Source organism: Amycolatopsis sp. NPDC114504 (assembly GCF_055633595.1).
The window spans coordinates 91,816-117,510 of record NZ_JBVKDU010000002.1 but is presented as its reverse complement, the minus strand read 5'-3'; the positions used below and the strand labels follow the sequence as shown (position 1 = coordinate 117,510).

24 protein-coding genes are annotated in these 25,695 nt (G+C 72.8%); 13 read left to right on the top strand and 11 right to left on the bottom strand.

Translation table 11 applies throughout. The annotated features are described in order from the left end of the window. Position 1: 1 nt before the first annotated feature. Entirely contained in the window at positions 2 to 1,102 is a 1,101-nt protein-coding gene (locus ACZ7PG_RS12050; protein ID WP_470239139.1) for a DNA glycosylase AlkZ-like family protein, read from the bottom strand. 9 nt (positions 1,103 to 1,111) lie between these two features. Next, on the bottom strand, positions 1,112 to 1,507 hold the full coding sequence (locus ACZ7PG_RS12045) for a DUF3224 domain-containing protein (RefSeq protein ID WP_470239138.1): 396 nt from the start codon (positions 1,505 to 1,507) through the stop codon (positions 1,112 to 1,114). A 63-nt stretch (positions 1,508 to 1,570) separates the two neighbouring features. Between ACZ7PG_RS12045 and ACZ7PG_RS12040 the strand changes: the two genes are divergently transcribed. After that, the gene (locus ACZ7PG_RS12040) at positions 1,571 to 2,539 is read left to right on the top strand and encodes a helix-turn-helix transcriptional regulator (RefSeq protein WP_470239137.1); all 969 of its coding nucleotides are present in this window, start codon (positions 1,571 to 1,573) and stop codon (positions 2,537 to 2,539) included. After that, the gene (locus tag ACZ7PG_RS12035) at positions 2,532 to 3,359 is read left to right on the top strand and encodes a uroporphyrinogen-III synthase (protein ID WP_470239136.1); all 828 of its coding nucleotides are present in this window, start codon (positions 2,532 to 2,534) and stop codon (positions 3,357 to 3,359) included. The genes ACZ7PG_RS12040 and ACZ7PG_RS12035 overlap by 8 nt, the downstream gene beginning before the upstream one ends. On the opposite strand, the gene ACZ7PG_RS12030 is transcribed toward ACZ7PG_RS12035, so the two are convergent. The 5 genes from ACZ7PG_RS12030 to ACZ7PG_RS12010 all read right to left on the bottom strand — a co-directional run bounded on the left by ACZ7PG_RS12030 (position 3,322) and on the right by ACZ7PG_RS12010 (position 6,150). Further along, positions 3,322 to 4,134: a DUF899 family protein gene (locus tag ACZ7PG_RS12030; protein ID WP_470239135.1), complete on the bottom strand. Its 813-nt coding sequence runs from the start codon at positions 4,132 to 4,134 to the stop codon at positions 3,322 to 3,324. The genes ACZ7PG_RS12035 and ACZ7PG_RS12030 overlap by 38 nt on opposite strands. Further along, positions 4,134 to 4,451: an ArsR/SmtB family transcription factor gene (locus ACZ7PG_RS12025; protein ID WP_470239134.1), complete on the bottom strand. Its 318-nt coding sequence runs from the start codon at positions 4,449 to 4,451 to the stop codon at positions 4,134 to 4,136. The genes ACZ7PG_RS12030 and ACZ7PG_RS12025 overlap by 1 nt, the downstream gene beginning before the upstream one ends. Further along, entirely contained in the window at positions 4,448 to 4,870 is a 423-nt protein-coding gene (locus ACZ7PG_RS12020; protein WP_470239133.1) for an SRPBCC domain-containing protein, read from the bottom strand. Before ACZ7PG_RS12020 ends, ACZ7PG_RS12025 begins: the two co-directional genes overlap by 4 nt. A gap of 70 nt (positions 4,871 to 4,940) precedes the next feature. After that, the gene (locus tag ACZ7PG_RS12015; protein WP_470239132.1) at positions 4,941 to 5,798 is read right to left on the bottom strand and encodes a siderophore-interacting protein; all 858 of its coding nucleotides are present in this window, start codon (positions 5,796 to 5,798) and stop codon (positions 4,941 to 4,943) included. 28 nt (positions 5,799 to 5,826) lie between these two features. After that, positions 5,827 to 6,150 (bottom strand): MGMT family protein, encoded by a 324-nt coding sequence (locus ACZ7PG_RS12010; RefSeq protein WP_470239131.1) that lies wholly within the window; start codon positions 6,148 to 6,150, stop codon positions 5,827 to 5,829. Positions 6,151 to 6,322: 172 nt separating this feature from the next. On the opposite strand from ACZ7PG_RS12010, the gene ACZ7PG_RS12005 reads away from it, so the two are divergent. Together ACZ7PG_RS12005 and ACZ7PG_RS12000 are read left to right on the top strand one after the other, a co-directional pair. Continuing rightward, complete coding sequence (locus ACZ7PG_RS12005) at positions 6,323 to 9,496, top strand: ATP-dependent helicase (protein ID WP_470240736.1); 3,174 nt, start codon at positions 6,323 to 6,325, stop codon at positions 9,494 to 9,496. A 76-nt stretch (positions 9,497 to 9,572) separates the two neighbouring features. Next, positions 9,573 to 12,812 (top strand): ATP-dependent helicase, encoded by a 3,240-nt coding sequence (locus tag ACZ7PG_RS12000; protein ID WP_470239130.1) that lies wholly within the window; start codon positions 9,573 to 9,575, stop codon positions 12,810 to 12,812. 134 nt (positions 12,813 to 12,946) lie between these two features. Here the strand turns inward: ACZ7PG_RS12000 and ACZ7PG_RS11995 are convergent, their stop codons facing one another. Continuing rightward, complete coding sequence (locus ACZ7PG_RS11995) at positions 12,947 to 13,315, bottom strand: DoxX family protein (protein ID WP_470239129.1); 369 nt, start codon at positions 13,313 to 13,315, stop codon at positions 12,947 to 12,949. Between the two features lie 91 nt (positions 13,316 to 13,406). On the opposite strand from ACZ7PG_RS11995, the gene ACZ7PG_RS11990 reads away from it, so the two are divergent. Further along, on the top strand, positions 13,407 to 14,486 hold the full coding sequence (locus ACZ7PG_RS11990; protein ID WP_470239128.1) for a potassium channel family protein: 1,080 nt from the start codon (positions 13,407 to 13,409) through the stop codon (positions 14,484 to 14,486). 136 nt (positions 14,487 to 14,622) lie between these two features. Further along, positions 14,623 to 15,051 (top strand): P-loop NTPase family protein, encoded by a 429-nt coding sequence (locus ACZ7PG_RS11985; RefSeq protein ID WP_470240735.1) that lies wholly within the window; start codon positions 14,623 to 14,625, stop codon positions 15,049 to 15,051. Here ACZ7PG_RS11985 and ACZ7PG_RS11980 read toward each other — a convergent pair. Then, positions 15,044 to 16,060 carry a neutral zinc metallopeptidase gene (locus ACZ7PG_RS11980; RefSeq protein ID WP_470239127.1) on the bottom strand — a complete coding sequence of 339 codons (1,017 nt, stop codon included), beginning with the start codon at positions 16,058 to 16,060 and terminating at the stop codon, positions 15,044 to 15,046. The two genes, ACZ7PG_RS11985 and ACZ7PG_RS11980, sit on opposite strands and share 8 nt — an antisense overlap. A 250-nt stretch (positions 16,061 to 16,310) precedes the next feature. Between ACZ7PG_RS11980 and ACZ7PG_RS11975 the strand changes: the two genes are divergently transcribed. The 6 genes from ACZ7PG_RS11975 to ACZ7PG_RS11950 are packed head-to-tail and all read left to right on the top strand — an operon-like array spanning position 16,311 to position 22,335. Beyond that, on the top strand, positions 16,311 to 17,504 hold the full coding sequence (locus ACZ7PG_RS11975; protein WP_470239126.1) for a glycerophosphoryl diester phosphodiesterase membrane domain-containing protein: 1,194 nt from the start codon (positions 16,311 to 16,313) through the stop codon (positions 17,502 to 17,504). Next, the gene (locus ACZ7PG_RS11970) at positions 17,498 to 18,139 is read left to right on the top strand and encodes a DUF4129 domain-containing protein (RefSeq protein ID WP_470239125.1); all 642 of its coding nucleotides are present in this window, start codon (positions 17,498 to 17,500) and stop codon (positions 18,137 to 18,139) included. The genes ACZ7PG_RS11975 and ACZ7PG_RS11970 overlap by 7 nt, the downstream gene beginning before the upstream one ends. Next, on the top strand, positions 18,136 to 19,275 hold the full coding sequence (locus ACZ7PG_RS11965) for a DUF4350 domain-containing protein (RefSeq protein ID WP_470239124.1): 1,140 nt from the start codon (positions 18,136 to 18,138) through the stop codon (positions 19,273 to 19,275). Before ACZ7PG_RS11970 ends, ACZ7PG_RS11965 begins: the two co-directional genes overlap by 4 nt. Beyond that, positions 19,272 to 20,237, top strand: a complete 966-nt coding sequence (locus ACZ7PG_RS11960) for an AAA family ATPase (protein WP_470239123.1) — start codon at positions 19,272 to 19,274, stop codon at positions 20,235 to 20,237. The genes ACZ7PG_RS11965 and ACZ7PG_RS11960 overlap by 4 nt, the downstream gene beginning before the upstream one ends. 1 nt (position 20,238) lies before the next feature. Next, the gene (locus ACZ7PG_RS11955) at positions 20,239 to 21,531 is read left to right on the top strand and encodes a DUF58 domain-containing protein (protein WP_470239122.1); all 1,293 of its coding nucleotides are present in this window, start codon (positions 20,239 to 20,241) and stop codon (positions 21,529 to 21,531) included. A gap of 48 nt (positions 21,532 to 21,579) precedes the next feature. Beyond that, a complete protein-coding gene (locus ACZ7PG_RS11950) occupies positions 21,580 to 22,335 on the top strand; it encodes an RICIN domain-containing protein (protein WP_470239121.1) in 756 nt (251 codons plus the stop codon). Here the strand turns inward: ACZ7PG_RS11950 and ACZ7PG_RS11945 are convergent. After that, positions 22,327 to 23,334 (bottom strand): stage II sporulation protein M, encoded by a 1,008-nt coding sequence (locus tag ACZ7PG_RS11945; protein WP_470239120.1) that lies wholly within the window; start codon positions 23,332 to 23,334, stop codon positions 22,327 to 22,329. The genes ACZ7PG_RS11950 and ACZ7PG_RS11945 overlap by 9 nt on opposite strands. A 33-nt stretch (positions 23,335 to 23,367) precedes the next feature. Here ACZ7PG_RS11945 and ACZ7PG_RS11940 point away from each other — a divergent pair, with 33 nt between their 5' ends. Further along, the gene (locus ACZ7PG_RS11940; protein ID WP_470239119.1) at positions 23,368 to 24,336 is read left to right on the top strand and encodes an RDD family protein; all 969 of its coding nucleotides are present in this window, start codon (positions 23,368 to 23,370) and stop codon (positions 24,334 to 24,336) included. On the opposite strand, the gene ACZ7PG_RS11935 is transcribed toward ACZ7PG_RS11940, so the two are convergent. Then, entirely contained in the window at positions 24,333 to 25,643 is a 1,311-nt protein-coding gene (locus ACZ7PG_RS11935; RefSeq protein ID WP_470239118.1) for a neutral zinc metallopeptidase, read from the bottom strand. The genes ACZ7PG_RS11940 and ACZ7PG_RS11935 overlap by 4 nt on opposite strands. Positions 25,644 to 25,695 lie beyond the last annotated feature (52 nt).

The window sequence follows — 25,695 nt, the reverse complement described above, 5'->3', positions numbered from 1 at the left end:
CTCACGACTCCGCCCAGGTCACCGTGTGTTTTTCGAACCCCCGCGCCTTCGCCACGCGCGCAGCCTCGGCTTCGGCGTTCTCCCGCACCTCCGGGCGCAGCGGGTCGAACGCCGTCACCGTGAACGCCAGCTTCGCGCCGCTGCCCTTGGTCCGCCAGGTCCCCGCGATGTCGCCGTCCGCCAGCAGCACCCCGGGGTTGCCCAGCATCTTCCAGACTTCCTTGCGCCGCGCCGGATCCGGGACCAGCAACGCCTTGTCGCGCGCCTGGATGAACGGATCCCACGGCGGCAGCAGCCGCACGACGTCCGGCTCCGGTGGGTTCTCCAAAGCCGGCAAGCACGACGACGGCAGGTAGCGGACCTTGCCCTCCACCTTCACCGACGCCAGGTCCGACGGCCACGTCTTGTCCACGACCGCCCGCGCCGTCCCCACGAACTCCGCCGCCTCGCCCGGCGACGCCGGCCCGTTGAGCCGCAGGTACGACTCGACCACCGACGTCGCCGCCGCAACGTCCGGAGTGCGGCGCATCCGGCCACGCCCCTCGAGGGGCGCCAGCGTCGCCGGAGAAGCGCCGGCCACCAGGCGGACGCCCGCGTGCGGGGCCGCGATGCGCATCAGCTGCTCCTGGATGTGCGTCGCGTTGCAGCCGCGGCACCAGCGGGAGAACTCCGGTGGCAGCGCCTTCGTCACCGCCGTCGAAACCGCACCCTTGGTCATCGGCTTCTTGACCACCGTGCGGAGGGCGGCCGCCGCCGTGAACACCACCTCGGCCGCGTCGAGCCCGGTCGCCGCGATCTCCTTGCGCTGCCAGAGCATCCGGGCCAGCGCGTCCGCGTCGTCCAGGGGCACCAGCGCGCGCGTCACCTCGGCCAGGTCGAGGTGGTAGTGCGGCGCGCCCCGCAACGTCCACGCGAGCACGAGCCGCGGATCGTCCACCGGGGACACGGGCTCGTCGAGCCGGGCCACCAGGGCGATCAGCGCGGTGTCGCGCATGCTGTCCTGCAGCCCGGCCCGCACGACCGCGAGGTCGGTGACGTCCCGCGCGGTGCGGTGCAGCCCGTGCTCGGCGATGCGGTAGGCGAGTACCTGACGACGGTCCACGTGCGACTCCTAGAACGTGTACTCGAAGGTGTACCCCATCTTCTCCTCACCCATCGCGCCACCGACGGTGCCGCTCCCGGTGAGTCCCGCCAGCCCGCCGGTGCCCGAGCCGGGGACGACGCTGAACATCGACGCGATGCCCTGGGCGTCGAACGTGAACTCGTGCTTCACGATGAACGTCCCTTCGCGACCGTCGACCTTGCCCTCGAAGCGCTCGAAGCTCGGCGACGTCGTCGTGCCGCTCTCGTAGCCTTCGCCCGCGTAGTACAGCAGGAGATCGCAGACCGATTCACCCTCGATGACGCCGTCGTACGCCATCGAGGCGTGCGCGTACGCCACCCGAGGCCCGCCTTCGGTCCCGCTGACGACGTTCTCTTCCCAGTTCTTCATGGTGAATGCGTTCATGGGGACCACTCTGCCGGGCATACCTGTCAGCTTGTGTCAGGTATTTCTGCCAGAATCGGAGGCATGCGCGCCAGCCGCCTCCTGTCCGTCCTCCTCCTGCTGCAGAACCGCGGCCGGATGACGGCCGAAGAGCTGGCCGAGGAGCTCGAGGTCTCGGTCCGGACGGTCTACCGGGACATCGACGCGCTGTCGGCGTCCGGCGTCCCGGTGTACGCCGACCGCGGCCGGACCGGCGGGTATCGCCTGGTCGACGGCTACCGCACGCGTCTCACCGGGATGACCGAGGAGGAGGCGCAGTCGCTGTCGCTCGCCGGGCTGCCGGTGGCGGCGGCCGAGCTGGGCCTCGGCACCGTCCTCGCCGCGGCCCAGCTCAAGCTGTACGCGGCGCTGCCGTCGGAGCTGCGCGACCGCGCCGGGCGCGTCGCCGAGCGGTTCTACCTGGACGTCCCCGGCTGGCACCGGGGCATCGAAAGCCTGCCGGCGCTGTCCGCGATCGCCGACGCCGTGTGGTCGTCGCACCGGATCCGGATCCGCTACGAACGGTGGGGCCAGCGGGTCGTCGAGCGGGACGTCGAGCCGCTGGGCCTGATCCTCAAAGGGGGAAACTGGTACCTCGCCGGCCGCTGCGAGGGCACCGACCGCACCTACCGGATCTCGCGGGTGCTGGAGCTGACCGACCTCGGCGAGGAGTTCGAACGGCCCGCTGGGTTCGACCTCGCGGAGTACTGGCGAGAGTGGTCCGAGCAGTTCGAACGCCGGATGTTCCCGCGCGTCGCCGTGGTGCGGCTGTCCCCGCGGGCGCAGGCTCTCGTACCGTTCTACGCGGGTTCCGTCGGCGCCCGCGCGCTGCGCGCGGCGACCGGGGAGCCCGACGCGGACGGCTGGCTCACCGTGGAGCTGCCGGTGGAGCCGGGTGAGCCGGCCATCGGCGAGCTGCTGCGGTTCGGGCCGCACCTGGAGGTCCTCGAACCCGCGGACCTGCGGGCCGAGCTGGCCGAAGCGATCGAGCGGATGGGTGCGATCTATGGGTGAGCTGAGCGGGATCGCGATCGGCGTGACGGCCGAGCGCCGCGCCGAGGAGTTCATCGGCGCGCTCGAACGCCACGGCGCCGACGTCCGCCACGCGCCGACGATCACCATCGTGCCCCTGGACGGCGACCCCGAGCTGCGCGCGGCCACCTCGGCGCTCGTCGAGCGGCCGGTCGACTTCACGGTGGTGACGACCGGCGCGGGCTTCCGCGGCTGGCTCCACGCGGCCGAAGGCTGGGGCCTGCGGGAGCCCCTGCTGGACCGCGTGGGTGAGTCCCGGATCTACGCCCGCGGCCCCAAGGCGGTGGGTGCGGTCCGCGGCGCCGGGCTGCGCGAGGCGTTCTCCGCCGAGTCGGAGAGCAACGCGGAGCTCTTCGGCGCCTTGACCGAGGTCGACGGCGCGCGGATCGCCGTGCAGCTGCACGGCACCCCGCTGCCGGAGCACACCGGCCCGCTGGCGACCGCCGGGGCGACGCTGATCGAGGTGCAGCCCTATCGCTGGTTTTCGCCGCCGGACGTCCGGCCCGTGCACGACCTGATCGACGCGGCCATCGACGGAGACCTGGACGCTCTGGCGTTCACGAGTGCACCGGCGGCGGCGAACTTCTTGACGCTGGCCCGGGACTACGGCCGGTACGACTCGGTGATCGCGGCGCTGCGCGGGCCGCTGGTGGTCGCGTGTGTCGGCCCGGTGACGGCGGCGCCGCTGGAAGAAGCGGGCGTCGAGACGCTGCAGCCGGAGCGGCAGCGCCTCGGCGCCCTGGTGAAACTGCTGGTCACGACCCTCAGTGGCACCGGTGGGTCGCCGGGGAGCCGGTCGTAGCGCCGAGGTCGTCGTCGCGGCCGGCGGCCAGCCGGGGCCACTGGGCGATCGGACGCCCGCCCTCGCCGGCCAGCGGAGTCCAGTCGGGTGCCCCCGCGTCGGTCCGGACGTTGGTGCACTCCTGCGGCCAACCGTCCGGTGAGTCCTCCCAAGCCTCCTGGCGGCCGAACACCGTCAGGTCCATCAGCGCGTAGCTGTAGTCCATCGCCTCCACGCCACGGCGTTTCGTCCAGTACGTCTCGAAGACGCGGTCGCCGTCCCGCAGGTAGCAGATCAGGTGGAACAGCCCGATCTCGCGCCCGGCCAGGAGCGTCTCGAGCGACGGCTGGGCCGAGTACCAGGGCATCCGCCAGTCCATGAAAGCCCGGTAGCGCAGGCTTTCCGCGTACGACGTCCGCGCGTCGGCCGGCTCGGTCGCGACGTTGCGGCCCTGCGAGAACACCGCGTACGTGATGTCCCGGGAGTGCAGGTTGGCGAGCTCCGCGACCTGGTTGGTGTAGAACGTGCAGCCCTCGCACTGCTCGGCCGCGGGGCGCCCCGGGTTCCACATGAAGTAGTACGCGATGAGCTGGCGGCGGCCTTCGAACGCGTCGAGTAGCGTGACCGGCCCGTCCGGGCCGAGCAGCTCGAGCGTCGCGTCCACCTCGACCGCAGGCAGGCGCCGCCGGGCCGCGGCGATCGCGTCGCCTTCGCGCGTGTGGGCCTTTTCCCTGGTGCGCAAGCGATCCAGCTCGTTCTGGAAGGTGCTTCGGTCGACGATCTCCGGTGTGGTCATCAGGACTCCTCGGCGATGCGCTTGATCTTCGCCAGCCGGCGGTCCCAGTCGGCGGCGAGCGCGGCCATCCAGCGGGCCGTCTCGTCGAGCGCCTCGGGACGGACGCCGTAGCGGACTTCGCGGCCGATCTTCACGCTGCTCACCAGTCCGGCCGCGTCGAGGACGGTGAGGTGCTTGACGATCGCCTGGCGCGACACGGGCAGCCCGCCCGCCAGCGTCGTCGCGGTGGCCTGGCCGTGGGCGGCGAGCAGGTCCAGCAGCTGCCGACGCGTCGGATCGGCCAGGGCGGCCAGGACGCCGTCGACGACGTCGCTCATCCGACGCGGCCGGCCAGCGCGGGGAGGCACTGTTCCCAGCCCACGGTGTGGTCCTTGACGACGTTGGCGCGGTTCGCCTCCGACGTCGGCAGGGCGGCGAACCCGCTCTCGACCACGCGCAGCCGGGTGCCGTCGCCGTCGGGGGTCAGGGTGAACTCGACCAGCGTCGAGTTGTCCTCACGCAGCTCCTCGCCCGGGAACGCGCTCACCCAGCGGTACGCCAGGTAGTGCGGCGGGTCGACCTTCACCACGCGCAGCGGGAACTCGCCGTGTTCCGAGTGCCGGACGACCAGGGTCTGCCCCTCTTCGGCCAGCGTGCCGCGGACGGTTTCGTCGTCGGTCGCCCAGAACCCGGGCTCGGCCACCAGCGGCCAGACCTTCTCCGGTGCGGCGGCGATCAGGATCTCGCGTTCGATCATGAGACTCTCCTCTCGCGTGCAACTCCAGGGTTGCGCAAGAGAGGCAGTGGTGCAACCTCAGGGTTGCACTTCAGTCATCCTCGGCCGGGACCTCGCCCGCGTCGGCCGCGCGGACCGCTTCGCGGCTCGCGGCTTCCTCGCTGACTCCCGTGCGCCAGTAGCCGGTGAAGCAGATCCGCCGCTTGTCGACTTCGCGCTCCCGCACCAGGTGCCGCCGGACCAGCTTCACGACGCCCGCTTCGCCCGACACCCACGCGTACGGCGCTCCGCCGGGGAAAGTCGCCGTGCGCACCGCGTCCAGCAATGCCTCGCCCAGCGGACGTGACCCGCGAAGCAGCCAGTGGACTTCGACCGCTCCGCGCGTCTCGAACGTCTGACGCTCTTCGCGCTCCGAGACCTCGATGTACGCCGAAACGCGCGTGCCCGCCGGAAGCTGCTCGATGATCGAACCGATCGCGGGCAACGCCGTTTCGTCGCCCACCAGCAGCTGCCAGTCGGCCTCGGCGGGCAGGTCGTACAAGCCGTACGGGCCGGTGAACGCGACGCGGTCGCCCGGCGTCACGCGGGACGCCCACGCCGAGGCCGGGCCGCTGTCGCCGTGCAGCACGAAGTCGACGTCGATCTCCGCCGACGCCGGCCGGTGCGCCCGGACCGTGTACGTGCGCATCGGCGGGCGGACGTCGTCGGGCATCGCCAGGTACGTGCGGTACCACGACATGACGTCGGAGGCGGCCTCCGGCAGCTCGGGCTCGTCCTGGCCCGGCTGGGGGAAGAAGACCTTGACGTACTGGTCGGGCGACCCGGCCGGGACTTCGCGGAAGGTGGCCGCTTCGAACGTCACGCGCACCATGTGCGGCGTCAGCGGCCGGACCACAGTCACCTGGGCCCGGTGGTACGTCAGAGCCGGTCGCTCCACCTGCGTCGTCATTAGGCGAGGCTAACCTAAGAATCAGGGGTCAGAACAGTCCCTCCTCGCCGGGATCTTCGTCACCATCAGGCCTCCAGCGGTACTTCCGCAGGTCGACGCGCTGGCCGTCGGCCAGCACGCCCTCCGCGCGCAGCCGTTCGAGCTGGTCGTGGACCAGGTGCGGCGCCGGTGTCCCGTTCGCGCGCAGGATCCGGTGCCACGGCAGGTCGTGCCCGTCCTCGGCCAGGATGGCGCCGACCATCCGCGGCGAGGGCGCGCCGGAGAGCGCCGCGATGTCGCCGTACGTCGCGACCGTGCCGGCCGGCACCGACTCGATGATTTCCCGCACGCGCTCGTGCAGAACGTCGTCCATGCCCCCACTCTGCCGGAGGGGTACGACACTTTCGGTGGCCACCCGGCGCACGCTCCGGCACCTTCATCGCACGCAGCCCCGTTAAGGCGTGCCGGTGCCGCACCCACTACTCCGGTCGTGGTTCCATCGCTGGGTGAACGCGAGGCGAACGGCGCAGGCGGACGCGCGGCTGGTGCGCACGCCGATCACCGCCACACCCTCGTTCACCTGGGACGAAGGCGCCCGGCGGATGCTCTCCGCACCCAGGGGTTTCCGGCGCGTGCTCGGCGGTCCCGGCACCGGCAAGACGGCGCTGCTTGCGTCGGCCGCCACCCGCCGCATCGCCGAGGGCGCCGACCCCGAGAGCGTGCTGGTGCTCACGACGTCGCGCAAGTCCGCCGACGCGCTGCGCGCCGACATCACCCGCCGGCTCACCGCCGACCCCGACCAGGCCCGGCCGCTGCCCCGGACCGTCCGCGAGCCCCTCGTCCGCACGGTCCACTCGTACGCCTACTCGCTGCTGCGGCTCGAAGCGATGGCCGAGGAGCTCCCGCCGCCGCGCCTGCTCGCCGGGGCCGAGCAGGACGTCGTCGTCCGCGAACTGCTCGCCGGTGACCTCGACGAAGAAGCCGGGTACTGGCCCGAGCAGCTGCGGCCGGCGCTGATGGTCCCCGGCTTCGCCGAAGAGCTGCGCGACCTGCTGATGCGGGCCGCGGAACGCGGGCTCGGCCCGGAGGACCTCGCCGAGCTGGGGCGCCGCCGCGGCCGCGACGAGTGGATCGCCGCCGGGCAGTTCTGGGCGCAGTACGAAGAAGTCACGCAGCTGCAGGGCGCGGGCGGCAACGCCCTCGGCGTGGCGAGCGCGCCCGCGCTGGACGCCGCCGAGCTGGTCACCTCCGCGCTGCTCGCCCTGGAGGACGACGACGAGCTGCGCGAACGCGAGCGGACCCGGGTGCGGCACCTCTTCGTCGACGACGCCCACCACCTCGACCCGCTGCAGACCAGCCTGGTCCGGATGATCGGGCACACCGCGACCGAGTTCGTCGTCGCCGGCGACCCCGACCAGAACGTGTTCTCCTTCCGCGGCGCCGACGCGAGCCTGTTCGCCGACGCCGACCCGGACGGCAGCCGGACCGTCACGCTCACGACGTCGCACCGGCTGGCCCCGGCCGTCCGCCTGGCGGTGGCGAAGATCGGCGCGACGCTGCCCGGGCTGTCCCAGCACCGCAAGATCCTCCCGCCCGCCGGGGCGACCGGCGGGAACGTCCGTGTGCGCGTAATGCCGACGCCGGCCGCCGAGGCGAGCTGGATCGCCGACCAGCTGCGGCGCGCGCACCTCGTCGACGGCGTGCCGTGGTCGGAGATCGCGGTGCTCGTCCGGTCGCCGGCCCGGACTTTCCTGGTGCTGCAACGCGCTTTGCGCGCGGCCGGCGTCCCGATCGGCTCGGCGACCGAGGAGCTGCCGCTCGCCCGCCAGCCCGCGGTACGGCCGTTGCTGGCCGTGCTGAAGCTCGCGCCCGCGCCCGAGCTGCTCGACATCGACCTCGCCGAGATGCTGCTGTCGTCGTCGCTCGGCGGCGCGGATCCCTTGGCGCTGCGGCGGTTGCGCCGCGGTCTGCGCCGGCTCGAACTGGCCGGCGGCGGGCAGCGCTCGAGTGACGAGCTGCTCGTGGAAGCGTTGCGCGGCGGGGACATCCTCGTCGGGCTGGCCGACGCCGAGGCCGAACCGGTGCGGCGCGTCGGCGGGCTGCTGCGCGTCACGCACCAGGCCGTGGCCCGCGGTGACGGCGTCGAGCAGGTCGTGTGGCAGCTGTGGAAGGAAAGCGGCTTGCAGGAGAAGCTGCTGAAGCAGGTCGAGCGCGGCGGGTCGCTGGGCGCGCAGGCCGACCGCGACCTCGACGCCGTCGTGGCGCTCTTCGACGCGGCCGGCCGGTACGTCGACCGGCTGCCCCGCGCGAGCGTCGCGTCCTTCGCGGATTACCTGGGGGCGCAACAGATCGCGGGGGACACCCTCGCTCCGGCGGCGGTCCCGTCCGACGGTGTCTCGCTGCTCACCGCGCACGCCGCCGCCGGTCGCGAATGGACGGTCGTCGCCGTCGCCGGCGTCCAGGAGGGCGCGTGGCCGGACCTGCGGCTGCGCGGATCCGTGCTGGGCGTGGAACGGCTGAAGGACCTGATGTCCGGTGTGGACGATGACGCCGTCTCCGCGACCGCGCCGATCCTCGCCGAGGAGCGGCGCCTGTTCTACCTCGCGATGAGCCGGGCGAAGCAGACGCTGCTGGTCACCGCGGTGTCCGGAGAGGACGAACAGCCGTCGCGGTTCCTCGACGACCTCGAGGAGAACGGCGCCGACGACGGCGGCCTCGACTCGCGGATGAAGCCCCCGGGCCGGTCGCTGGTGCTGGCCGAGCTGGTGGGGGAGCTGCGCGAGGTCGTCTGCGACGACAAGGCCGATCCCGCGCGCCGGCGCCGTGCCGCGAAGCAGCTCGCCCGGCTCGCCGACGCGAAGGTGCCCGGCGCGCACCCGTCGACCTGGTACGGCCTGCTCCCGGCGTCGACCGACGAGCCGGTGCACCGGGCCGGCGACCTGATCCGGATCTCACCGTCCACAGTGGAAATCCTGACGAAGTGCCCGCTGCGCTGGATGATCGAGCGCCACGGCGGTAGCGACCCGGCGCAGCTGGCCGCGGTGACCGGGACGCTCGTGCACGGGCTGGCGGAGTCCGTCGCGTCCGGCAAGACCGACGCGGAGCTGCAGGCCGCGCTGGACGACGCGTGGGTGCGCGTCGACGCGGGTGCGCCGTGGTTCTCCCGGCGGGAGCGGCGGCGGGTCGAGCAGATGCTGCAGAACTTCGTCACGTGGCTGGAGCGCAGCCGCGCCGAGCTCAAGGCGGCGGGCGTCGAGCAGGACATCGAGGTCGAGCTGCCGGCCGGGGGCGAGGACGAGGTCCGGGTGCTGCTGCGCGGCCGCGTCGACCGCGTCGAGCTGGACGCCGAGGGGCGCCCGGTGATCGTCGACATCAAGACCGGCAAGGTCCCGGTGTCCGGAAAGGACGCTGAAGAACACCCGCAGCTGGCGGCGTACCAGCTGGCGGTGCTGCTGGGCGCGATCAAGGGCAGCAACGAGCCCGGCGGCGCGCGGCTGGTGTACGTGGCGAAGGCCAACAACAAGACGGGCGCGACCGAGCGGTCCCAGCCCCCGCTCGACGAGGTGGGCGGCAAGCAGTGGCTGGAGCTGGTCCGCGACGCGGCGGCGTCGGCGGCGGGGCCGGACTACCAGGCCCAGGAGAACCCGGACTGCGACCGCTGCCCGGCCCGCGGGTGCTGCCCGCTGCGGCCCGAAGGCAGGCAGGTGCCGGGCCCGTGACCCGTCGCGAAGACGTCGTGAGTGGGAAACAGTGTTCTAACCCTGTTTCCCACTCACGACCGGCCGGGAGGCGTGCGTGAGCCCGGTCGTCATCGCCAACCCCGTCGAGCCCGCCGAACTCGCCGACGCGCTCGGCCTGCACCGGCCGACTCCCGAGCAGGCCACCGTCATCGCCGCGCCGGTCGAGCCGTCGCTCGTGGTGGCGGGCGCGGGCGCCGGCAAGACCGAAACCATGGCCGCGCGGGTCGTCTGGCTGGTCGCCAACGGGATCGTCAGCCCCGACCGCGTCCTGGGCCTCACCTTCACCCGCAAGGCCGCGCGCCAGCTCGGCGAACGCGTGCGCGCGCGGTTGCGGCGGCTCGCCGGGTCCGGGCTGCTCGACCGGCTCGATCCCTCCGGCGGCCTGCGGTCCACTGTGGTCGCCGGCGAGCCGACCGTCCTCACCTACCACGCCTACGCCGGGCGCCTGCTGTCCGAACACGGCCTGCGGCTGCCGGTCCAGCCCGGCGTCCGGCTGCTGTCCGAGACGTCGTCGTGGCAGATCGCGCACCGCGTCGTGTCCACTTGGGACAACGAGCTCGACACCGACCGCGTCCCGCCGACCGTCACCGCGGACGTCCTGCAGCTGGCCGGTGAGCTCGGTGAACACCTCATCTCGGTCGACCAGCTCGCCGAGTACACGACGTGGATGTGCCGCGTCATCGAGAACGCGCCGCGCGCCAAGGGACAGCGGGCCGCGCTGCCGCAGAAGCTCACGGAAATCATGGCGGCGCAACACTTCCGGCTCGCGCTGCTGCCGCTGGTCGAGGAGTACCACCGCCGCAAGCGCAACGAAGGCGCGCTCGACTTCGCCGACCAGATGTCGCTGGCCGCGCAGCTGGCGAGCGACTACCCGTCGGTCGTGCGCGGCGAGCGTGAACGCTTCGGCGCGGTGCTGCTCGACGAGTACCAGGACACCGGGCACGCTCAGCGCGTCCTGCTGCGGGCGCTGTTCGGTGGCGTCGAGAACCAGCCGATGCCGGTCACCGCGGTCGGCGACCCGGCCCAGGCGATCTACGGCTGGCGCGGGGCGAGCGCGGCCAACCTGCCCCGCTTCACGACGGACTTCCCGCGTCACGACGGGGAAAACCTGGTCCCCGCGAGCGATTTCGGCCTGCTGACGAGCTTCCGCAACCCGCCGGAGATCCTCGACCTCGCCAACGCCATCGCCGAACCGCTGCGGGCGCGCGGACTCGGCGTCGAACGGCTGCGGGCGCGCGAAGGCGCCGGGCCCGCGGACATCGCGTGCGCGCTGCTGCCGGACATCCGCGCCGAACGCGACTGGGTGGCCGACGCCCTCGCCCGGCGCTGGCACGCCGTCCAGGAGCGGACCGGCAAGCCGCCGACCGCCGCAGTGCTCGTGCGGCGCCGCGCCGACATGGCCCCGATCGCCGCCGAACTGCGGGCGCGCGGCCTGCCGGTCGAGGTCGTCGGGCTCGGCGGGCTGCTGGACGAACCCGAGGTCGCGGACCTCGTCTCGACGCTCAAGGTGCTCGCCGATCCGCTGTCGGGCAGCGCCGCGGCCCGGATGCTGACCGGCGCGCGCTGGCGGCTCGCGGCCGCCGACGTCGCCGCGTTGTGGCGGCGCGCGGGTGAGCTTTCCAGCCCGGAGAAGCCGGACGGGCCGGAGCTGGTCGTGGAGCGCGTCGAGCAGGCCGGGCTGATCGACGCCATCGATGAGCCGGGCGCGCCGGACCGGTATTCCGAGGAGGGTTACAAGCGCATCCGCCGGGTCGGCTGGGAGCTGTCGGCGTTGCGGCGGCGGCTCGACCAGTCGCTGCCGGAGCTCGTCGCCGACGTCGAACGCACGATGCTCCTCGACGTGGAGTCGTTGGCGCGTCCCGGATCCGCCGGGCGCGCGCACCTGGACGCGTTCGCCGAAGTCGTCACCGACTATGCCGAGACCGCGCCGACGGCGACTCTACTGTCCTTTGTGGACTATCTGAACACTGCCGCGCACGCGGAAGACGGGCTCACCCCCGGCGAGGTCGAGGTCGTGCCGGACCGCGTGCAGGTGCTCACCGTGCACTCGGCGAAGGGTCTCGAATGGGAGGTCGTCGCCGTCCCGCACCTCGTGCAGGACGTCTTCCCCGGCCGCCGCCGGTCGTCGTCGTGGCTGCGGACCGCGACGGCGCTGCCCGCGGCGTTGCGCGGTGACGCGCAGGACCTGCCGGAGCTGCGGATCGCCGAGGGCTACGACCGCAAGGAAGTCCAAGAAGGACTGGAGCTGCACGAAGCCGGGTTCGTCGAGCGGGAGCAGTCGGAGGAACGGCGGCTCTGCTACGTCGCGCTGACGCGGTCCGAGCACGCGCTGATCGTGTCCGGGCACTGGTGGAACGAGAGCAGCAGCCGGTCCAAGGGGCCGTCGGAGTTTCTGACGGAGATCGGCGACGTCCTGCGCGAGACCGGCGTCGGGCAGCTCGCCGAGTGGGCGCCGGAGCCGTCTGTCGACGACGAGAACCCGCTGGTGTCGGACTCGCGGACGGCGCGCTGGCCCGTCGATCCGCTGGCCGACCGCCGCACCGGCGTGCAGACCGGGGTGGAGCTGGTGTCCGAGGCACTGTCCGCTGTGGACTTGCCGGAGGAGTCCGAAGAGGACGATCCCGACGGCTGGCTGACCGACACCGACGTCCTGCTCGAGGAGTGGGCGCGCAAGGACGACCAGGTCAAGCGCGTCCCGCTGCCGTCGCGGCTTTCGGTGAGCCAGCTGGTCGCGCTGGCCGACGACGCCGGCAAGCTGGCGGCGGACCTGCGCCGTCCGCTCCCGGTGGAGCCCAACAGCTTCGCCCGTCGCGGCACGGAGTTCCACGGCTGGCTGGAGCGCCGCTTCGGAGGCGACCAGCTCATCGAGATCGACGACCTCCCGGGCGCGGCCGACTTCGACGAAGCGCCCGACGCGGACTTCGAAGAGCTGCAGACGGAGTTCGAGAAGAGCGAATGGGCCTCCCGCGTGCCCCACGCGGTGGAGATCTCGTTCTCGGCCGACGTCGAGGGCATCACCCTGCGCGGCCGCATGGACGCGGTCTTCCGCCACCCCGACGGGTACTGGGAGGTCGTGGACTGGAAGACGGGCGCGGTCCCGCCGGAGTCCCGGCTGCCGGCGCTGGCGGTCCAGCTGGCGGCGTACCGGATGGCCTGGGCGGCGCTGAAGAACGTCCCGGTGGAGGAGGTCCGCGCGGCATTCCACTACGTCCGCGCGAACCGCACGATCCGCCCGGCCGACCTCCTGGACCCCGAAGGCCTCCGTCAAATCCTCCGCGACATCCCCGAAGCGTGATCCGAGAGGCATCACGCGTACTCAGCTGGACGACACGCGTACGCGGATGGACGACACGGCGATGGCGACCCGGCTTCCGACGTGTCGTCCAGCCAGGTACGCGTGTCGTCCGCGTGGGTACGCGTGTCGTCCGGTTAGGCGTGGTCGCGGACTCGAAGGGCCCATGCGATCAGGGGCCACTGCAGGGGGAGGCGGGCCCAGGCCATCGCGCGTTGCGGGGCCGGCGCGGCGGACGCGTCGACGGCCATCTTCACGTTGCCCGGGAAGACGCCCAGGAACAGCAGTGCCGCCGCCAGGCCGCCCAGGCGGCGGGTGCGGGGGACCGCCACCGCGGCACCGATCGCCAGCTCCGCGACGCCCGAACCGTACGTCCACGCCCGCCGGGAGCCCGGGAGGGAAGCGGGGATCAGGCCGTCGAACGGCTTCGGCACGGCGAAGTGCAGGACGCCCATCGTGCCCAGCACGCCGGCCAGGAAATGCGCGGGCCGTTGTGAAGTTGCCATGAGCTGATCGTTCCACGCGGCGGCCGGGTACTCCGTTCGGCTATCCTCCGGGCGTGAGTGACGCTCGACACCTGCCGCGGGGAGCCGGTGCATGAAGGCACTGAGGCGGTTGCCGCTGGGCAGTCTCACCGATCGGCCGGACCACGAGCTCGTCGGCGTCCTGCGGATGCCCGAGCTGACGGTCAGCCCGCTGCGTTCGATCATGAAGCGGGTCATCGGCGCGACGCTCGCGCTGCTGCTGACGGTGATCATCGTCTACGTCGACCGCGACGGCTACCGCGACGCCAACGGTGACGGCCTGTCCCTGCTCGACAGCCTGTACTACGCCACCGTTTCCCTCTCGACGACCGGCTACGGCGACATCGCCCCGGCCACCTCGTCCGCCCGCCTGGTGAACGTTCTGGTGATCACCCCGCTGCGGGTGCTCTTCCTGATCGTCCTGGTCGGGACCACGCTGGAGGTGCTCACCGAGCGCTCCCGGCAGGCGTTCAAGATCCAGAAGTGGAGGACGAAGGTGCGCGACCACACGGTCGTCGTCGGGTTCGGCACCAAGGGCCGGTCCGCCGTCAACGCGCTGCTCGGTGACGAGAACATCGCCCCGGGGCAGATCGTCGTCGTCGACACCGACCAGCAGGCCCTCGACGCGGCGAGCGCGCTCGGCCTCGTCGCCGTGCACGGCTCGGCCACCCGCTCCGACGTCCTGCGCGTCGCCGCCGTGCAGCACGCGCGCGCGGTCGTCGTCGCCCCGAACCGCGACGACACGGCGGTGCTCGTCACGCTCACCGCCCGCGAGCTGGCGCCCAAGGCGCACATCGTCGCGTCGGTGCGGGAGGCGGAGAACGTCCACCTGCTGAAGCAGTCCGGCGCCGACCAGGTCGTCGTCTCCAGCGAGACGGCCGGGCGGCTGCTCGGCATGGCGACGTCGACGCCGCTGGTCGTGGACATCATGGAGGACCTGCTCACGCCCGAGTCCGGGCTGGCCATCGCCGAACGCGCGGTGGAGCCGGCCGAGGAGGGCGGGTCGCCGCGGCACCTGTCCGACCTCGTCCTCGGCCTGGTCCGCGACGGCGTCCTGTACCGCGTGGACTCCCCGCAGGCCGACGCCATCGAGCCGGGCGACAAGCTGCTCTACGTCAAGAAGGTGACGCAGACGGAGAAGATCGAGCGGTAGGTCCGGTTCGCCCGGCGAGACCCGGCGAGACCCGGCGGGGACCTGGTGGCCGGGACCGGGGCGCCTGGGTTTTGCCCGCGGGATCTGGAACCATGGCGAAGTGCCCCCGCGATCACTCGATCTCAAGTGGCCCACGGTGGCGATTCCCGCCGCGGCGGGCTTGCTCGTCGTGCTGCTGTGCTGGCTCGCCGGGCCGGGGCTGCTGGGCATCACCAACGACGACCTGGGCGCACCGGTGACGGCCGAGGTCACCAAGCCCGCGCCGTGCGACCGGCCGGACGCGGTCGAGACCGTGAAGTTCACCGTCGCGGGCAAGACCCACGAGGGCACTCTCAACGGCTGCGGCCACGGCCAGGGTGAGCGCGTCGACGTCGGCGTCCCGGAGGTGCTGCCGGACCAGGGCACGGTCACGGTCCGCGTCGCCGACACGTCCGCCGGCGCTTCGGACGCGCGCCGTCCGATCGGCCTGTTCCTGCTGGTGTTCGCGTGCTTCTCGGGCGGGATGTTCGTCTACCTGTGGCTGAGCATCCCGCTGCGGCCGAAGCCGGCCCCGAAGGTCAGCTGACCTCGGACGACGGCGCCGCGAAGGTGTTGCAGTCGGAGATCCGGTTGCTCGTCGCGCCCGCCCGCCACCAGGACGCGTAGTGCGCGTTCGTCCCGTGGTCGTGGCTGCGGGACGTGTTGTCGCCGCGGGTTTCCTGGTCGTTCCAGGCCTTGTTGTACATGTCGCGGCTGATCGTGCCGCCCTGGTCGACGTGCGCGCCGAGGAACATGCCCGAGAAGCACTGGGCCTGCAGTTCCTTGCGCCGCGACATCTCCAGCCCGGCGGGGCTGTTCTGGCCGGCTTCGTAGATCTTCTGCCAGGCCGCGTCCATCAGGCCGGCGACCTCCTGCACGTGGTGGCCGTACTCGTGGGCGAAGAGGGCCAGGTAGACGCCGGGGTTGTTGCCGTACTGGTCGGTCTGCAGCCCGCGGAACGGGACGTACAGGTTGTTTTCGCAGTAGTACGCGGCGGTCGCGATGCCGACCTGGATGGTGCCGCACTCGGTCTCGAAGCTCGCGCCCGTCGGGAAGTGCAGCGCCGGCGAGGTGAACGGCAGGCCGTAGGCGCTGAGGAACGGGCCCCACGCGGCGTCCAGGCACTTGCTGGCCGCGGTGAAGAACGCTTCCGCGCCCGCCTGCGTGCTCTGCCAGGCCGGCAGCGTGCAGACGCGGTTCTGGAGGCCGGCGTTCGGGTCCTGCAGGATCGGGTGGTCGGCGAGCTTGAGGATCTTCTGCGGACCGGTCGCGCTGGGTGCGGAGGTCTCGGACGGCGGGCTCGACGCCGAGGCCGGGGCGCCCGCGCCGCCGGGCAGCTGCGAGGGGACGTCCTGCGACGACGGGGTGTCACGGAAGTTCGCGTTGGCGAGCGGCGTCTCGCTGCGGTTGAGCGCGACGATCGCGACCAGCCCGAGCACCAGCACGGCCACCGCCCCGAGGCACACCCCGATCACTGCGGCCGGAGACCGGCGGCGCGGCGCGGACACGGTGTGCGGGCGGCCCAGCCAGGGAAGATCCGGTTGCGCATCCGGCACCGGCGGCGGCTGGACGGTTCCGCGAGGCGGTACCTGGCCGTGGGGCGGTTGCGTCACTAGGCAGTCCCGAAAGGTCTCGGTACGGACCGGGGGTACCCGATCCCGCCATTCAGCATATCGGGGGAATGGGGGCTCTCGCACCCGTCCGTGCGCATGCGGTCACCACGGACCGACGTCACCCCAGGTCTGGCCGGGTGCGACCGGCTCTGAAAGAGTGTTGCCAACCAGGTACCGCAGGCGAGGGGCTTCGATGACAGACACCGGTGGCGCGCCCGGCGACAAGGGCGACGACACGCCGACACCCAGCCAGGGCGTCCCGCGGATTCCCGCCCCCGGATCGGGTGATTCGAAGCCGGCCGAAGACCACTCCGCGTCACCGGCGACGCCGCCGCGCGGGTGGCAGCCGCCGGACGCCCAGGCGACCCCGGGACCGGCGACCCCGCCGGGCTGGGAGCGGCCGCCGACACCGCCGACACCACTGCCGCCGTACGGCGGGCAGCAGCAGTACCAGCAGCAGTACCAGCAGCAGCGGCCCTGGAGCCCGCACGGGCTCGGCAAGCCCGGCGTGATCGCGCTGCGGCCGCTCAACATCGGCGACATCCTCGACGGCTCGATCACGGCGATCCGCCGGCACCCGGCGCTGATCCTCGGCATCGGCGCGGTGATGGCGGTGCTCACCTCCGGGATCACGTTCCTCGTGCAGAAGTACGTGCTCGCCGACTTCGAGAACCTCGCCACGACGGCGACCCTCGGCCCGGGCGCGACCGACGAAGAAGTGCGCAACCTCGTCTTCGGCACCTTCGGCGACCTCTTCCTCGTGCTGATCCCGACGCTGCTGATCTCGACCCTGCTGCTGGCGGTCACCACCGGCCTGATGGCCACGGTGATGGGCCGGGCCGCGCTGGGCCGCGAGGTCACCTTCGGCATCGCGTGGCGCGAGCTGCAGCCGCGGCTGCTGCCGCTGCTCGGCGTGGCGTTCGTGTACGGCCTGGTCACGACGGTCGGCCTGATGCTCTGCATCATCCCGGGCGTGCTGGCCTGGGTGTTCTGGGCGCTGGCCGTACCGGCGCTCGTGCTCGAGCGCGGCACGTTCCGGGAGGCGTTCGCCCGGTCGATCAAGCTGGTCAGCGGCGCGTTCTGGCGGGTGCTGGGCATCCTGCTGCTGGCGCGGGTCATCCAGTCGCTCTTCGAGAACATCATCCAGCTGCCGTTCGCCCTCGGCACCGGCGTCTTCGACCAGGTGCTCAACCCGGGCAAGGTGTCGCTGCCCAGCACCGGTGACCTGCTGCTGCAGTCGGCCGGGCAGATCATCTCCGGCACGATCGCGATCCCGTTCGTCACGCTGGTCACCGTGATCGTCTACCTCGACCAGCGGATGCGCCGCGAAGGCATGGACATCGAGCTGGCCCGCGCGGCCGGCGTGCAGCCGCCGCAGGCGTGGTGACGCTGCTGCTCACCGACGTCCCGGTCGACATCGACCGGGACGATGCCCGCCGCGCGGCGGCGGGGGAGCTGAGCGACCCGAAGTACCGGGACGCGCGGCCGAGCTTCCTGCAGGAAGTCGGGCAGTGGCTCGGCGAGCAGCTCGAAAAGCTGCTGAACGGCATGTCTTCGGTGGTGCCGGGCGGGATCTGGGGCGTCCTGCTCGTCCTCGTGCTGCTGATCGTGCTCGTCGTCGTGGTCCGGCTGCGCACCGGCAAGATCGCCCGCGCGTCCCGGGCCGACCGGACGGTTTTCGGCGGGAAGCGTCAAAGCGCCGACGACTACCGCCGCTCGGCCGCCGAAGCCGCCGCGGCCGGGCGGTACGACGACGCCGTCCGCGACCGTTTCCGCGCCGTAGTGCGGGCACTGGAGGAACGCGCGCTGCTCGACGCCCGCTCCGGCCGGACGGCGGACGAGGCCGCCGCCGAGGCCGGGGTGCTGCTGCCGAACGTCGCCGCGGAACTGCGGGAGGGCGCGCGGCTCTTCGACGACGTCCACTACGGCGGCCGCGAAGGCACCGAAACGGCCTACCGCACCCTGACCGAGCTGGACGAACGCTGCCGCCGTGAACGGCCGGTCGCCATGGCGGGCTCGTGAGCACCTCGGTGTCGCCGGACGTGCGCCGGATCTGGCGCGGTGTGCGGATCCCGCTCGCCCTGGTCGCGCTGATCTTCGCCGCCGGCGCCCTGCTGCTGCTCGGCCGCGGCGAGCAGACCCACGGCGCGCTCGAACCCGGCTCGTACGAACCCGGTGGCGCGCACGCGCTCGCGCAGCTCCTGCAGGACCAGGGTGTCGACGTCCAAGCGGCGCACACCGCTGACGAAGCGGACGACGCGATCAGCGAAGACGCGACGCTGCTGGTCACCCAGCCCGACCTCGTCCCGGCGAAGCGCCTCGACGCGCTGCGGGAGCACGCCGCGGACGTCGTCATCGTGACGCCGGGAGCCCCGACGCTGCACGACTCGCTGCCGCTCGTGCGCCCGGTCGGCCAGAGCGACGTCGGCACCCTGAGTCCGCAGTGCACGGTCGCCGCGGCGGTCGCGGCCGGCGACGTCACCCTCGGCGGCATCGGCTACGCCTCGCCCGGCGCGCGCTCGTGCTACCCCGGTGAGGACGGCGGCGGCACGCTGCTGCAGCTCGCCGACGCGGGCGGCACGACGACGCTGCTCGGCTCGTCGGCGCCGCTGACCAACGCGCGGCTCGCCGACGACGGCAACGCCGCGCTGGGGCTGCACCTGCTCGGGCAGCACCCGAAGCTCGTCTGGTACCTGCCGTCCACGGCGGACCCGGCGCTGGACGACACCCGCAAGTCGATCTTCGAGCTGATCCCGGACGGCTTCTACTACGGTGCCGCGCAGGCGTTCATCGCCGTGGCGCTGCTGGCGCTGTGGCGGGCGCGCCGGCTCGGCCCGGTGGTCACCGAGCCGCTGCCGATCGTCGTGCGCGCGGCCGAAACCGCCGAAGGACGCGCTCGGCTGTACCGGCGGGCGAAGGCCGCGGGACACGCGGGCGAGACGCTGCGGGAGGCGTCGCGGGCCCGGTTGCGGACCGCGCTGGGCCTGCCGCGCGATGCCGACGCGGCGGCATTGGTGACCGCGGTGAGCACGCGCACCGGACGGCCGGCCAACGACGTCGGCGCGGTGCTCCACGGCCCGCCGGTGCCGGACGATCCCGCGCTGGTCCGGCTGGCCGGCGAACTGGACCAGGTGGAACGAGAGGTGGGGCGATCTTGACCAGCGAGAACGCGACGGGGGCCCGGGACGCGCTGATCGCGTTGCGGGCCGAGGTGGCCAAGGCCGTCGTCGGCAACGACGCCGCGGTGACCGGGCTGATCCTGGCGCTGCTGTGCCGGGGGCACGTGCTGCTCGAAGGCGTCCCGGGCGTGGCGAAGACGCTGCTGGTGCGGGCGCTGGCCGCGTCGCTGAACCTGGAGACCACGCGGGTGCAGTTCACGCCGGACCTGATGCCTGGCGACGTCACCGGCTCGATCGTCTACGACGCGCACAGCGGCGAGTTCTCCTTCCGCGAGGGGCCGGTGTTCACGAACCTGCTGCTCGCCGACGAGATCAACCGGACGCCGCCGAAGACGCAGTCGTCGCTGCTGGAGGCCATGGAGGAGCGGCAGGTCTCGCTCGACGGCAAGTCGCGGCCGCTGCCCGACCCGTTCATCGTGATCGCCACGCAGAACCCGGTGGAGTACGAGGGCACCTACCCGCTGCCGGAGGCGCAGCTGGACCGGTTCCTGCTGAAGCTGACCATGCCCGCGCCGTCGCGCGAGGACGAGATCGGCATCCTCTGGCGGCACGCGCAGGGCTTCGACCCACGCAACCTCGCGGCGGCGGGCCTCAAGGCCGTCGCGGGTGCTCCGGAGCTGGCGGCCGCGCGGGAAGCCGTCGCGAAGGTGACGATCGGGCCCGAGGTGATCGGGTACGTCGTCGACCTGTGCCGGGCGACGCGGCAGCTGCCGTCGGTGCGCATCGGCGTCTCGCCGCGTGGCGCCACGGCGTTGCTCGCGGTCACCCGGGCCTGGGCGTGGCTGGCCGGGCGCGACTACGCGACCCCCGACGACGTCAAGGCCCTGGCGCGGCCCGCGCTGCGGCACCGCCTGGACGTGCGGCCGGAGGCCGAGCTGGAGGGCGTCACCGCGGACGGCGTGCTCGACCGCGTGCTCGCGTCCGTGCCCGTGCCGCGCTGACATGGCCGTCACCGGAAGGCTCGGGCTGCTGGCGCTGTTCGGTGCGCTGGTGGTCGGGCTGCTCGTGCCGTCGACGACCGGGATCCTCGCCGTCGGCGGGGTGCTCCTGCTGCTCGTGGTCGTCGACCTCCTGCTGGCCGGAAGCGTGCGGCCGCTGGCTTTCCGGCGCTCGGGCGACACGTCCGTCCGGCTCGGCGAGCCGTGCGAGGTGACGCTGGTCGTCGCGAACCCCGGTGGCCGTGCGGTCCGCGGGCAGCTGCGTGACGCGTGGCCGCCTTCGGCCGGCGCTGCCGATCGGCACGCTTTGCGTGTACCGGCGGGAGAACGGCAGGCTTTGGTGACGTCTTTGCGGCCGTCGCGGCGCGGCGACCGCACGGCGGCGCGGGTGACGGTCCGGTCGGTGGGGCCGCTGGGTTTGGCCGCGCGGCAGGGTTCGCACGAGGTGCCGTGGACGGTCCGCGTGCTGCCGCCGTTCCACAGCCGCAAGCACCTGCCGTCGCGGCTGGCGCGGCTGCAGCAGCTCGACGGCCGCAGTGCGGTGCTGATCCGCGGTCAGGGCACGGAGTTCGACTCGCTGCGCGAGTACGTGATCGGCGACGACGTCCGCTCGATCGACTGGCGCGCGACGGCGCGCGCGGCGGACGTGATGGTCCGGACGTGGCGCCCGGAGCGCGACCGGCACGTGGTGCTGGTGCTGGACACGGGCCGCGTGTCGGCGGGCCGGGTCGGTGACGCCCCGCGCCTCGACGCGGCGATGGACGCGGCGTTGTTGCTGGCGGTGCTGGCTTCCCGGGCCGGCGACCGCGTCGACCTGCTGGCGTACGACCGTCGCCTGCGGGCCGCGGTGCACGGTTCGTCGGGGGCCGCGCTGCTGACGTCGCTGGTGAACGCGATGGCGCCGATCGAGCCTTCGCTCGTCGAGACGGACGCGCGGGGGATGGTCGCGGAGGTGCTGCAGCGCACCCGGCGCCGTTCGCTGGTGGTGCTGCTGACCGGCCTCGACGCGGCGCCGCTGGAGGAGGGGCTGTTCCCGGTGCTGAGCTCGCTGACCGCCCGGCACGAGCTGATCGTCGCGTCGGTGGCGGACCCGCGGGTCGCGGAGATGCTGGCCGGCCGGGGTGACGCGGAGGCCGTGTACGACGCGGCGTCGGCGTCGCGGACGACGGCGGAACGGCAGCGGGTGACCGAACGCCTGGCCCGGCACGGTGTCAGTGTCGTGGACGCGGTGCCGGAGGAGCTGCCGCCGGCGCTGGCGGACCGGTACCTGGCGCTGAAGGCGGCCGGGCGGCTCTAACGGGTGGCTGCGGTGGTGCGCCGCCGGTGGTCCTGTTAAGCCCGAAGCATGTTCAAGCTCATGGCCGTGGCCCTGGCGATCGTTTCGGCTCCCGCGTCCGACGGTGCTCCCGTCTACCTGGCCGACGGCGGCGGCAAGCTGTCGCTGGCGGTGGTTTCCGGTCAGCCGGTGCTGGCGGACGCGGCGGACCCGGGTGCCAAGTGGACGTACGCCGGGCAGCACTTCACGAATGTCGCAAGTGGACAGTGTCTGACGGCGGCGAGCCCGGTCGACGGGGTGGCGGTGAAAACGGCTGCTTGCTCCGATGCGGACAAGCACCAGGCGTGGCGGCGCGTGGCCGGGCTGCCGGGGCTGGTCGAGATCGCGAACGTCGCCACGGCCCGGTGCTTGACGGCGGAAGGCGCGGTCGCGGGCGCCCGGCTGTACCAGGAAGTCTGTTCCCTGACGGGCATCGCGAACACGTGGGCGGCGGGCGGCCGCACGCTGGCGATCCTGTCGGGCAACGGCCAGCGCCTGGCGTCGAAGGACCCGGGAGCACCGTTCGTGGTCCGGGTGATCGGCGAAAACGGCCAGCCGGCGGCCGACGTACCGGTGACGTTCTTCGTCCGGGCGGCCCGTCCGAAGAACGCTTTGGCGTTCGAGGGCGGAGGTGAGACGGTGACGGTCAAGACGGGCGCGGACGGTTCGGCTTCGAGCCCGAAGCTGGTGCTGACCGAGGTGGGGGAGTTCGAGGCGCGGTTCGTCGGGACGGCCGGTTTGGAGGACGGATCGTCGATCGCCTTCGAGGGCTCGTGCCTATGCTGACTCGGGCAAGGCGTCCCCGGTGTCGCGCGCGTCCAGGTCGCCCACTTCGCCCTCTTTCGCCGCACGCCTTCCGAGCGTGAAGACGTACACCAGGAACAACACCTCGACGAGCACGCCGATGCCCACCCGGACCCACGTCGGCCAGCCCGACGGCGTCACGAACGCCTCGATCAGCCCCGACACGAACAGCACGCACGCCAGCCCGAGCGCCATCACCACCACCGACCGGCCCTGTTCGGCCAGTGCGGCGGTCCGGGAGCGGCGGCCCGGGTCGACCACCGTCCAGCCGAGTTTCAGTCCCGTGCCCGCCGCGATGAACACCGCCGTCAGCTCCAGGAGGCCGTGGGGGAGCAGGAGGCCGATCATCACGTCGCCGCGGCCGGCCGCGGTCATCGCGCCGATGATCAGGCCCGCGTTGAGCGAGTTCATCCACAGTGCGCCGATCACCGGCAGGCCCAGCGCGATGCCGAGGAACAGGCACGTCGCCGCCACCCACGCGTTGTTCGTCCACACGCGCGCCGCGAACGACGTCGCCGGGCCCGTCGAGTAGTAGCTCTCCGCCTCGCCGCCGGGCTTGGTCAGCTGGTTCAGCTCGTCCGCGCTCCCGATCGACGCGCGGACGCCGGGGTCGCGCGCCACCCACACGGCGATCACCGCCATCACCGCGATCGACACCAGCGCGGCCGGGATCCACCAGCGCCGCGAGAGGTACACGGCGGCGGGGAAGCGGCGCGTGAAGAACAAGGCGACTTCGCGCCACGCGGGGTTGTGCGACCCCGAGATCGCGCTCCGGCCGCGGGCGACCAGCCCGGACAGCCTGCTCAGCAGGGCCGGGTCGGGCGCGACCGAGCGGGCGATCGACAGGTGCGTCGCGGTCCGCTGGTAGAGCGTCACCAGCTCGTCGGCCTCCGCCCCCGTCAGCTTGCCGCCGCGGTGGGTCAGCTCGCCGAGCCGGCTCCACTCCGCCGAGTGCGTCGCGACGAAGACGTCCACATCCACGGGGCCAGCCTATCCGTCGCTACGCTGGGCCGTGTGCGCGAGGAATCCGAGCTGGTCACCGGCGAAGCCGTCGTCCTGGACCTGCACGTCGCCAAGCTCGCCAGCCGCGCGCTGGCGATGGTGCTCGACGTCCTCGTGCAGTTCGCGCTCCTGCTGGGCGCCCTCTTCGTGCTCACGCTCACCGTGGCGGGCGAGGACGAGTCGCTCGCGCTGACCCTCGCGCTGGTGTTCCTGGTGCTGATCATGGTCGGCTACCCGGTGCTGTTCGAGACGCTGTCCCGCGGTCGCTCGCTGGGCAAGATGGCGGTGGGGCTGCGCGTGGTGCGCGTCGACGGCGGCCCGATCCGCTTCCGCCACGCCCTGACCCGCGGGCTGGCCGGGTTCGTCATCGACTTCTGGGCGCTCGGCGTGTTCGGGGCGGTGGCGGTGATCGTGTCGCTGTGCTCGTCGGACGGCCGCCGCGTCGGCGACTTCCTCGCCGGGACGCTGGTGGTCCGCGATCGCGCCCCGGAAAGCGTGGCCTACCCGGCGATCGGCATGCCCCCGGGCCTCGAGGGCTGGGCGGCCCAGCTCGACCTGACACGGCTCCCCGACGACCTCGCGCTGGCGAGCCGTCAGTTCCTGGCGCGGTTCGGCCAGCTGGCGCCGGAAGCGTCGCACGCGCTCGGCTGGAAGCTGGCCCAGCAGGTGGGCAACGCGCTGGGCACGCCGGTGCCGCCCGGGGTGCCGCCGTGGGCGTTCCTGGCGGCGGTGCTGGCGGAGCGGCGCAACCGGGACCACTCACGGGCGGTGCGGGCTTACGCGGCGCAGGTCGCGGTGGCGCGGGGGCACATCCCCAGCGCGCCCGCCCCGGGGCCGGACCAGCCGGGGTTCCTGCGGGCCGGGTACGCGGCTGGGCAAGCGACGTCCGCTCCCTGGCCGGCCGCCGAGGTGGATCCGCCGACTCCGCCGTCCGGAACCCCGGTGGCCCCCGCCGAGAACCCGTTCACGCCGCCGGGCTAGGAGACGTCTCCCGACGCCGAGAGCCACGTGTTGCACTGCTGGTTGCGGTTCTTGGTCGCGCCGTGCTGCCACCAGGAGATGTTGTGCCTGGCGCTGCCGTGGTCGCGCTTGCCGTTGCGGGCGTAGTCGTCGCCGCGGTCCTGGGCGTTCCAGGCCTCGTTGTAGATGTTCTTGTCGACCGACCCGCCGGAGACGGACGCGGAGCCGAGGAACATGCCCGAGAAGCACTGCGCCTCGAGCTCCATCCGCCGTGACAGCTCCAGGCCGACCGCCGAGTCGGCGCCCGCGTCGTAGCGCTGGTCGCCGTAGGCCTCGGAGATGCCGGCCAGGTTCTGCACGTGGTGGCCGTATTCGTGGGCCAGGATCGACAGGTACGGGCCGGGGTGGTTGCCCCAGACGTCGATCTCGATGCGGTCCATCGGCATGTAGATGGTGTCGTTCGACGGGCAGTAGAACGGCGTGACACCGGTGGTCGTGCCTCCGCTGCCGCACGGCGTCGACGATTCCGACAGCGACCGCGGCACCGACAGGTTCGGCGACCGGAACGGCAGGTCCGCGGCGCCGAGCATGCGTGACCACATCGCGTCGAGGCAGGCGATCCCGGACTGGAAGAAGCGGGTGGCGCTGTTCTGGTCGGTCGCCCAGCGGCTCAGCGAGCACGGGACGTTCTGCAGGCCGTAGTCGGCGCTGGCGAAGAGCGGGTTGTTCCCGGTGGCGACGACCGAGCGGGGGCCGCGCGGGACCTCGGACGTGCGGGTCGTGCGCTCGGTGGTTTCGCTGCTGGTCGTCTCTTCGGTGGACGACGTGGTCGCGGTGGTCTCGACGGCGGAGGTGGTTTCGTAGGTGTCCGAGGGGTAGGTGCTGGAGTACCCGGCATCGGCGACGTGCCGGGTGTTGCCCCCGATCAGCGCGACGGCCGCGACGAGCCCCCCGACGACGGCGACGATCCCGATGATCGCGACGGCGACGATGACCCCGGTGTTCGACTTCTTCGCGACGTAGGGCCGGTAGCCGGGAGCGAACCGCGGTCCGAAGGGAGAGCCGGGCGGCGGGCCGGCGAAGGCTTGGGAGGCCGCCGCGGCCGGCGGCGGGAGGGGTGCGCCGGGGCGGGGGTAGGGACCGGACGGCGGGCCGTGGGCGGGGAAGCCCTGGGTGCCTTGCGGACCCCGGGGCGGCTGGCCGGGGAACTGCGGCCGGCCTGGGAACTGCGGGCCTTGAGACGGCCGCCCGGGTGCACCGGCGGGTCCTTGCGCTTGGGGCGGCTGCCCGGGCGGCTGGCCGCCAGGCCCGTGGGGCTGCCCGGGCACGCCACCGGTCTGCGGACCCTGGCCAGGCACGCCGCCGGGCGCGGGGAACGGC

Excerpts from the sequence above, each read along its gene's own strand:
- ACZ7PG_RS12045 (WP_470239138.1), bottom strand. The coding sequence starts at position 1,507 with ATGAACGCATTCACCATGAAGAACTGGGAAGAGAACGTCGTCAGCGGG.
- ACZ7PG_RS12040 (WP_470239137.1), top strand. The coding sequence starts at position 1,571 with ATGCGCGCCAGCCGCCTCCTGTCCGTCCTCCTCCTGCTGCAGAACCGC.
- ACZ7PG_RS12035 (WP_470239136.1), top strand. The coding sequence starts at position 2,532 with ATGGGTGAGCTGAGCGGGATCGCGATCGGCGTGACGGCCGAGCGCCGC.
- ACZ7PG_RS12030 (WP_470239135.1), bottom strand. The coding sequence starts at position 4,134 with ATGACCACACCGGAGATCGTCGACCGAAGCACCTTCCAGAACGAGCTG.
- ACZ7PG_RS12025 (WP_470239134.1), bottom strand. The coding sequence starts at position 4,451 with ATGAGCGACGTCGTCGACGGCGTCCTGGCCGCCCTGGCCGATCCGACG.
- ACZ7PG_RS12020 (WP_470239133.1), bottom strand. The coding sequence starts at position 4,870 with ATGATCGAACGCGAGATCCTGATCGCCGCCGCACCGGAGAAGGTCTGG.
- ACZ7PG_RS12015 (WP_470239132.1), bottom strand. The coding sequence starts at position 5,798 with ATGACGACGCAGGTGGAGCGACCGGCTCTGACGTACCACCGGGCCCAG.
- ACZ7PG_RS12010 (WP_470239131.1), bottom strand. The coding sequence starts at position 6,150 with ATGGACGACGTTCTGCACGAGCGCGTGCGGGAAATCATCGAGTCGGTG.
- ACZ7PG_RS11995 (WP_470239129.1), bottom strand. The coding sequence starts at position 13,315 with ATGGCAACTTCACAACGGCCCGCGCATTTCCTGGCCGGCGTGCTGGGC.
- ACZ7PG_RS11990 (WP_470239128.1), top strand. The coding sequence starts at position 13,407 with ATGAAGGCACTGAGGCGGTTGCCGCTGGGCAGTCTCACCGATCGGCCG.
- ACZ7PG_RS11975 (WP_470239126.1), top strand. The coding sequence starts at position 16,311 with ATGACAGACACCGGTGGCGCGCCCGGCGACAAGGGCGACGACACGCCG.
- ACZ7PG_RS11955 (WP_470239122.1), top strand. The coding sequence starts at position 20,239 with ATGGCCGTCACCGGAAGGCTCGGGCTGCTGGCGCTGTTCGGTGCGCTG.
- ACZ7PG_RS11950 (WP_470239121.1), top strand. The coding sequence starts at position 21,580 with ATGTTCAAGCTCATGGCCGTGGCCCTGGCGATCGTTTCGGCTCCCGCG.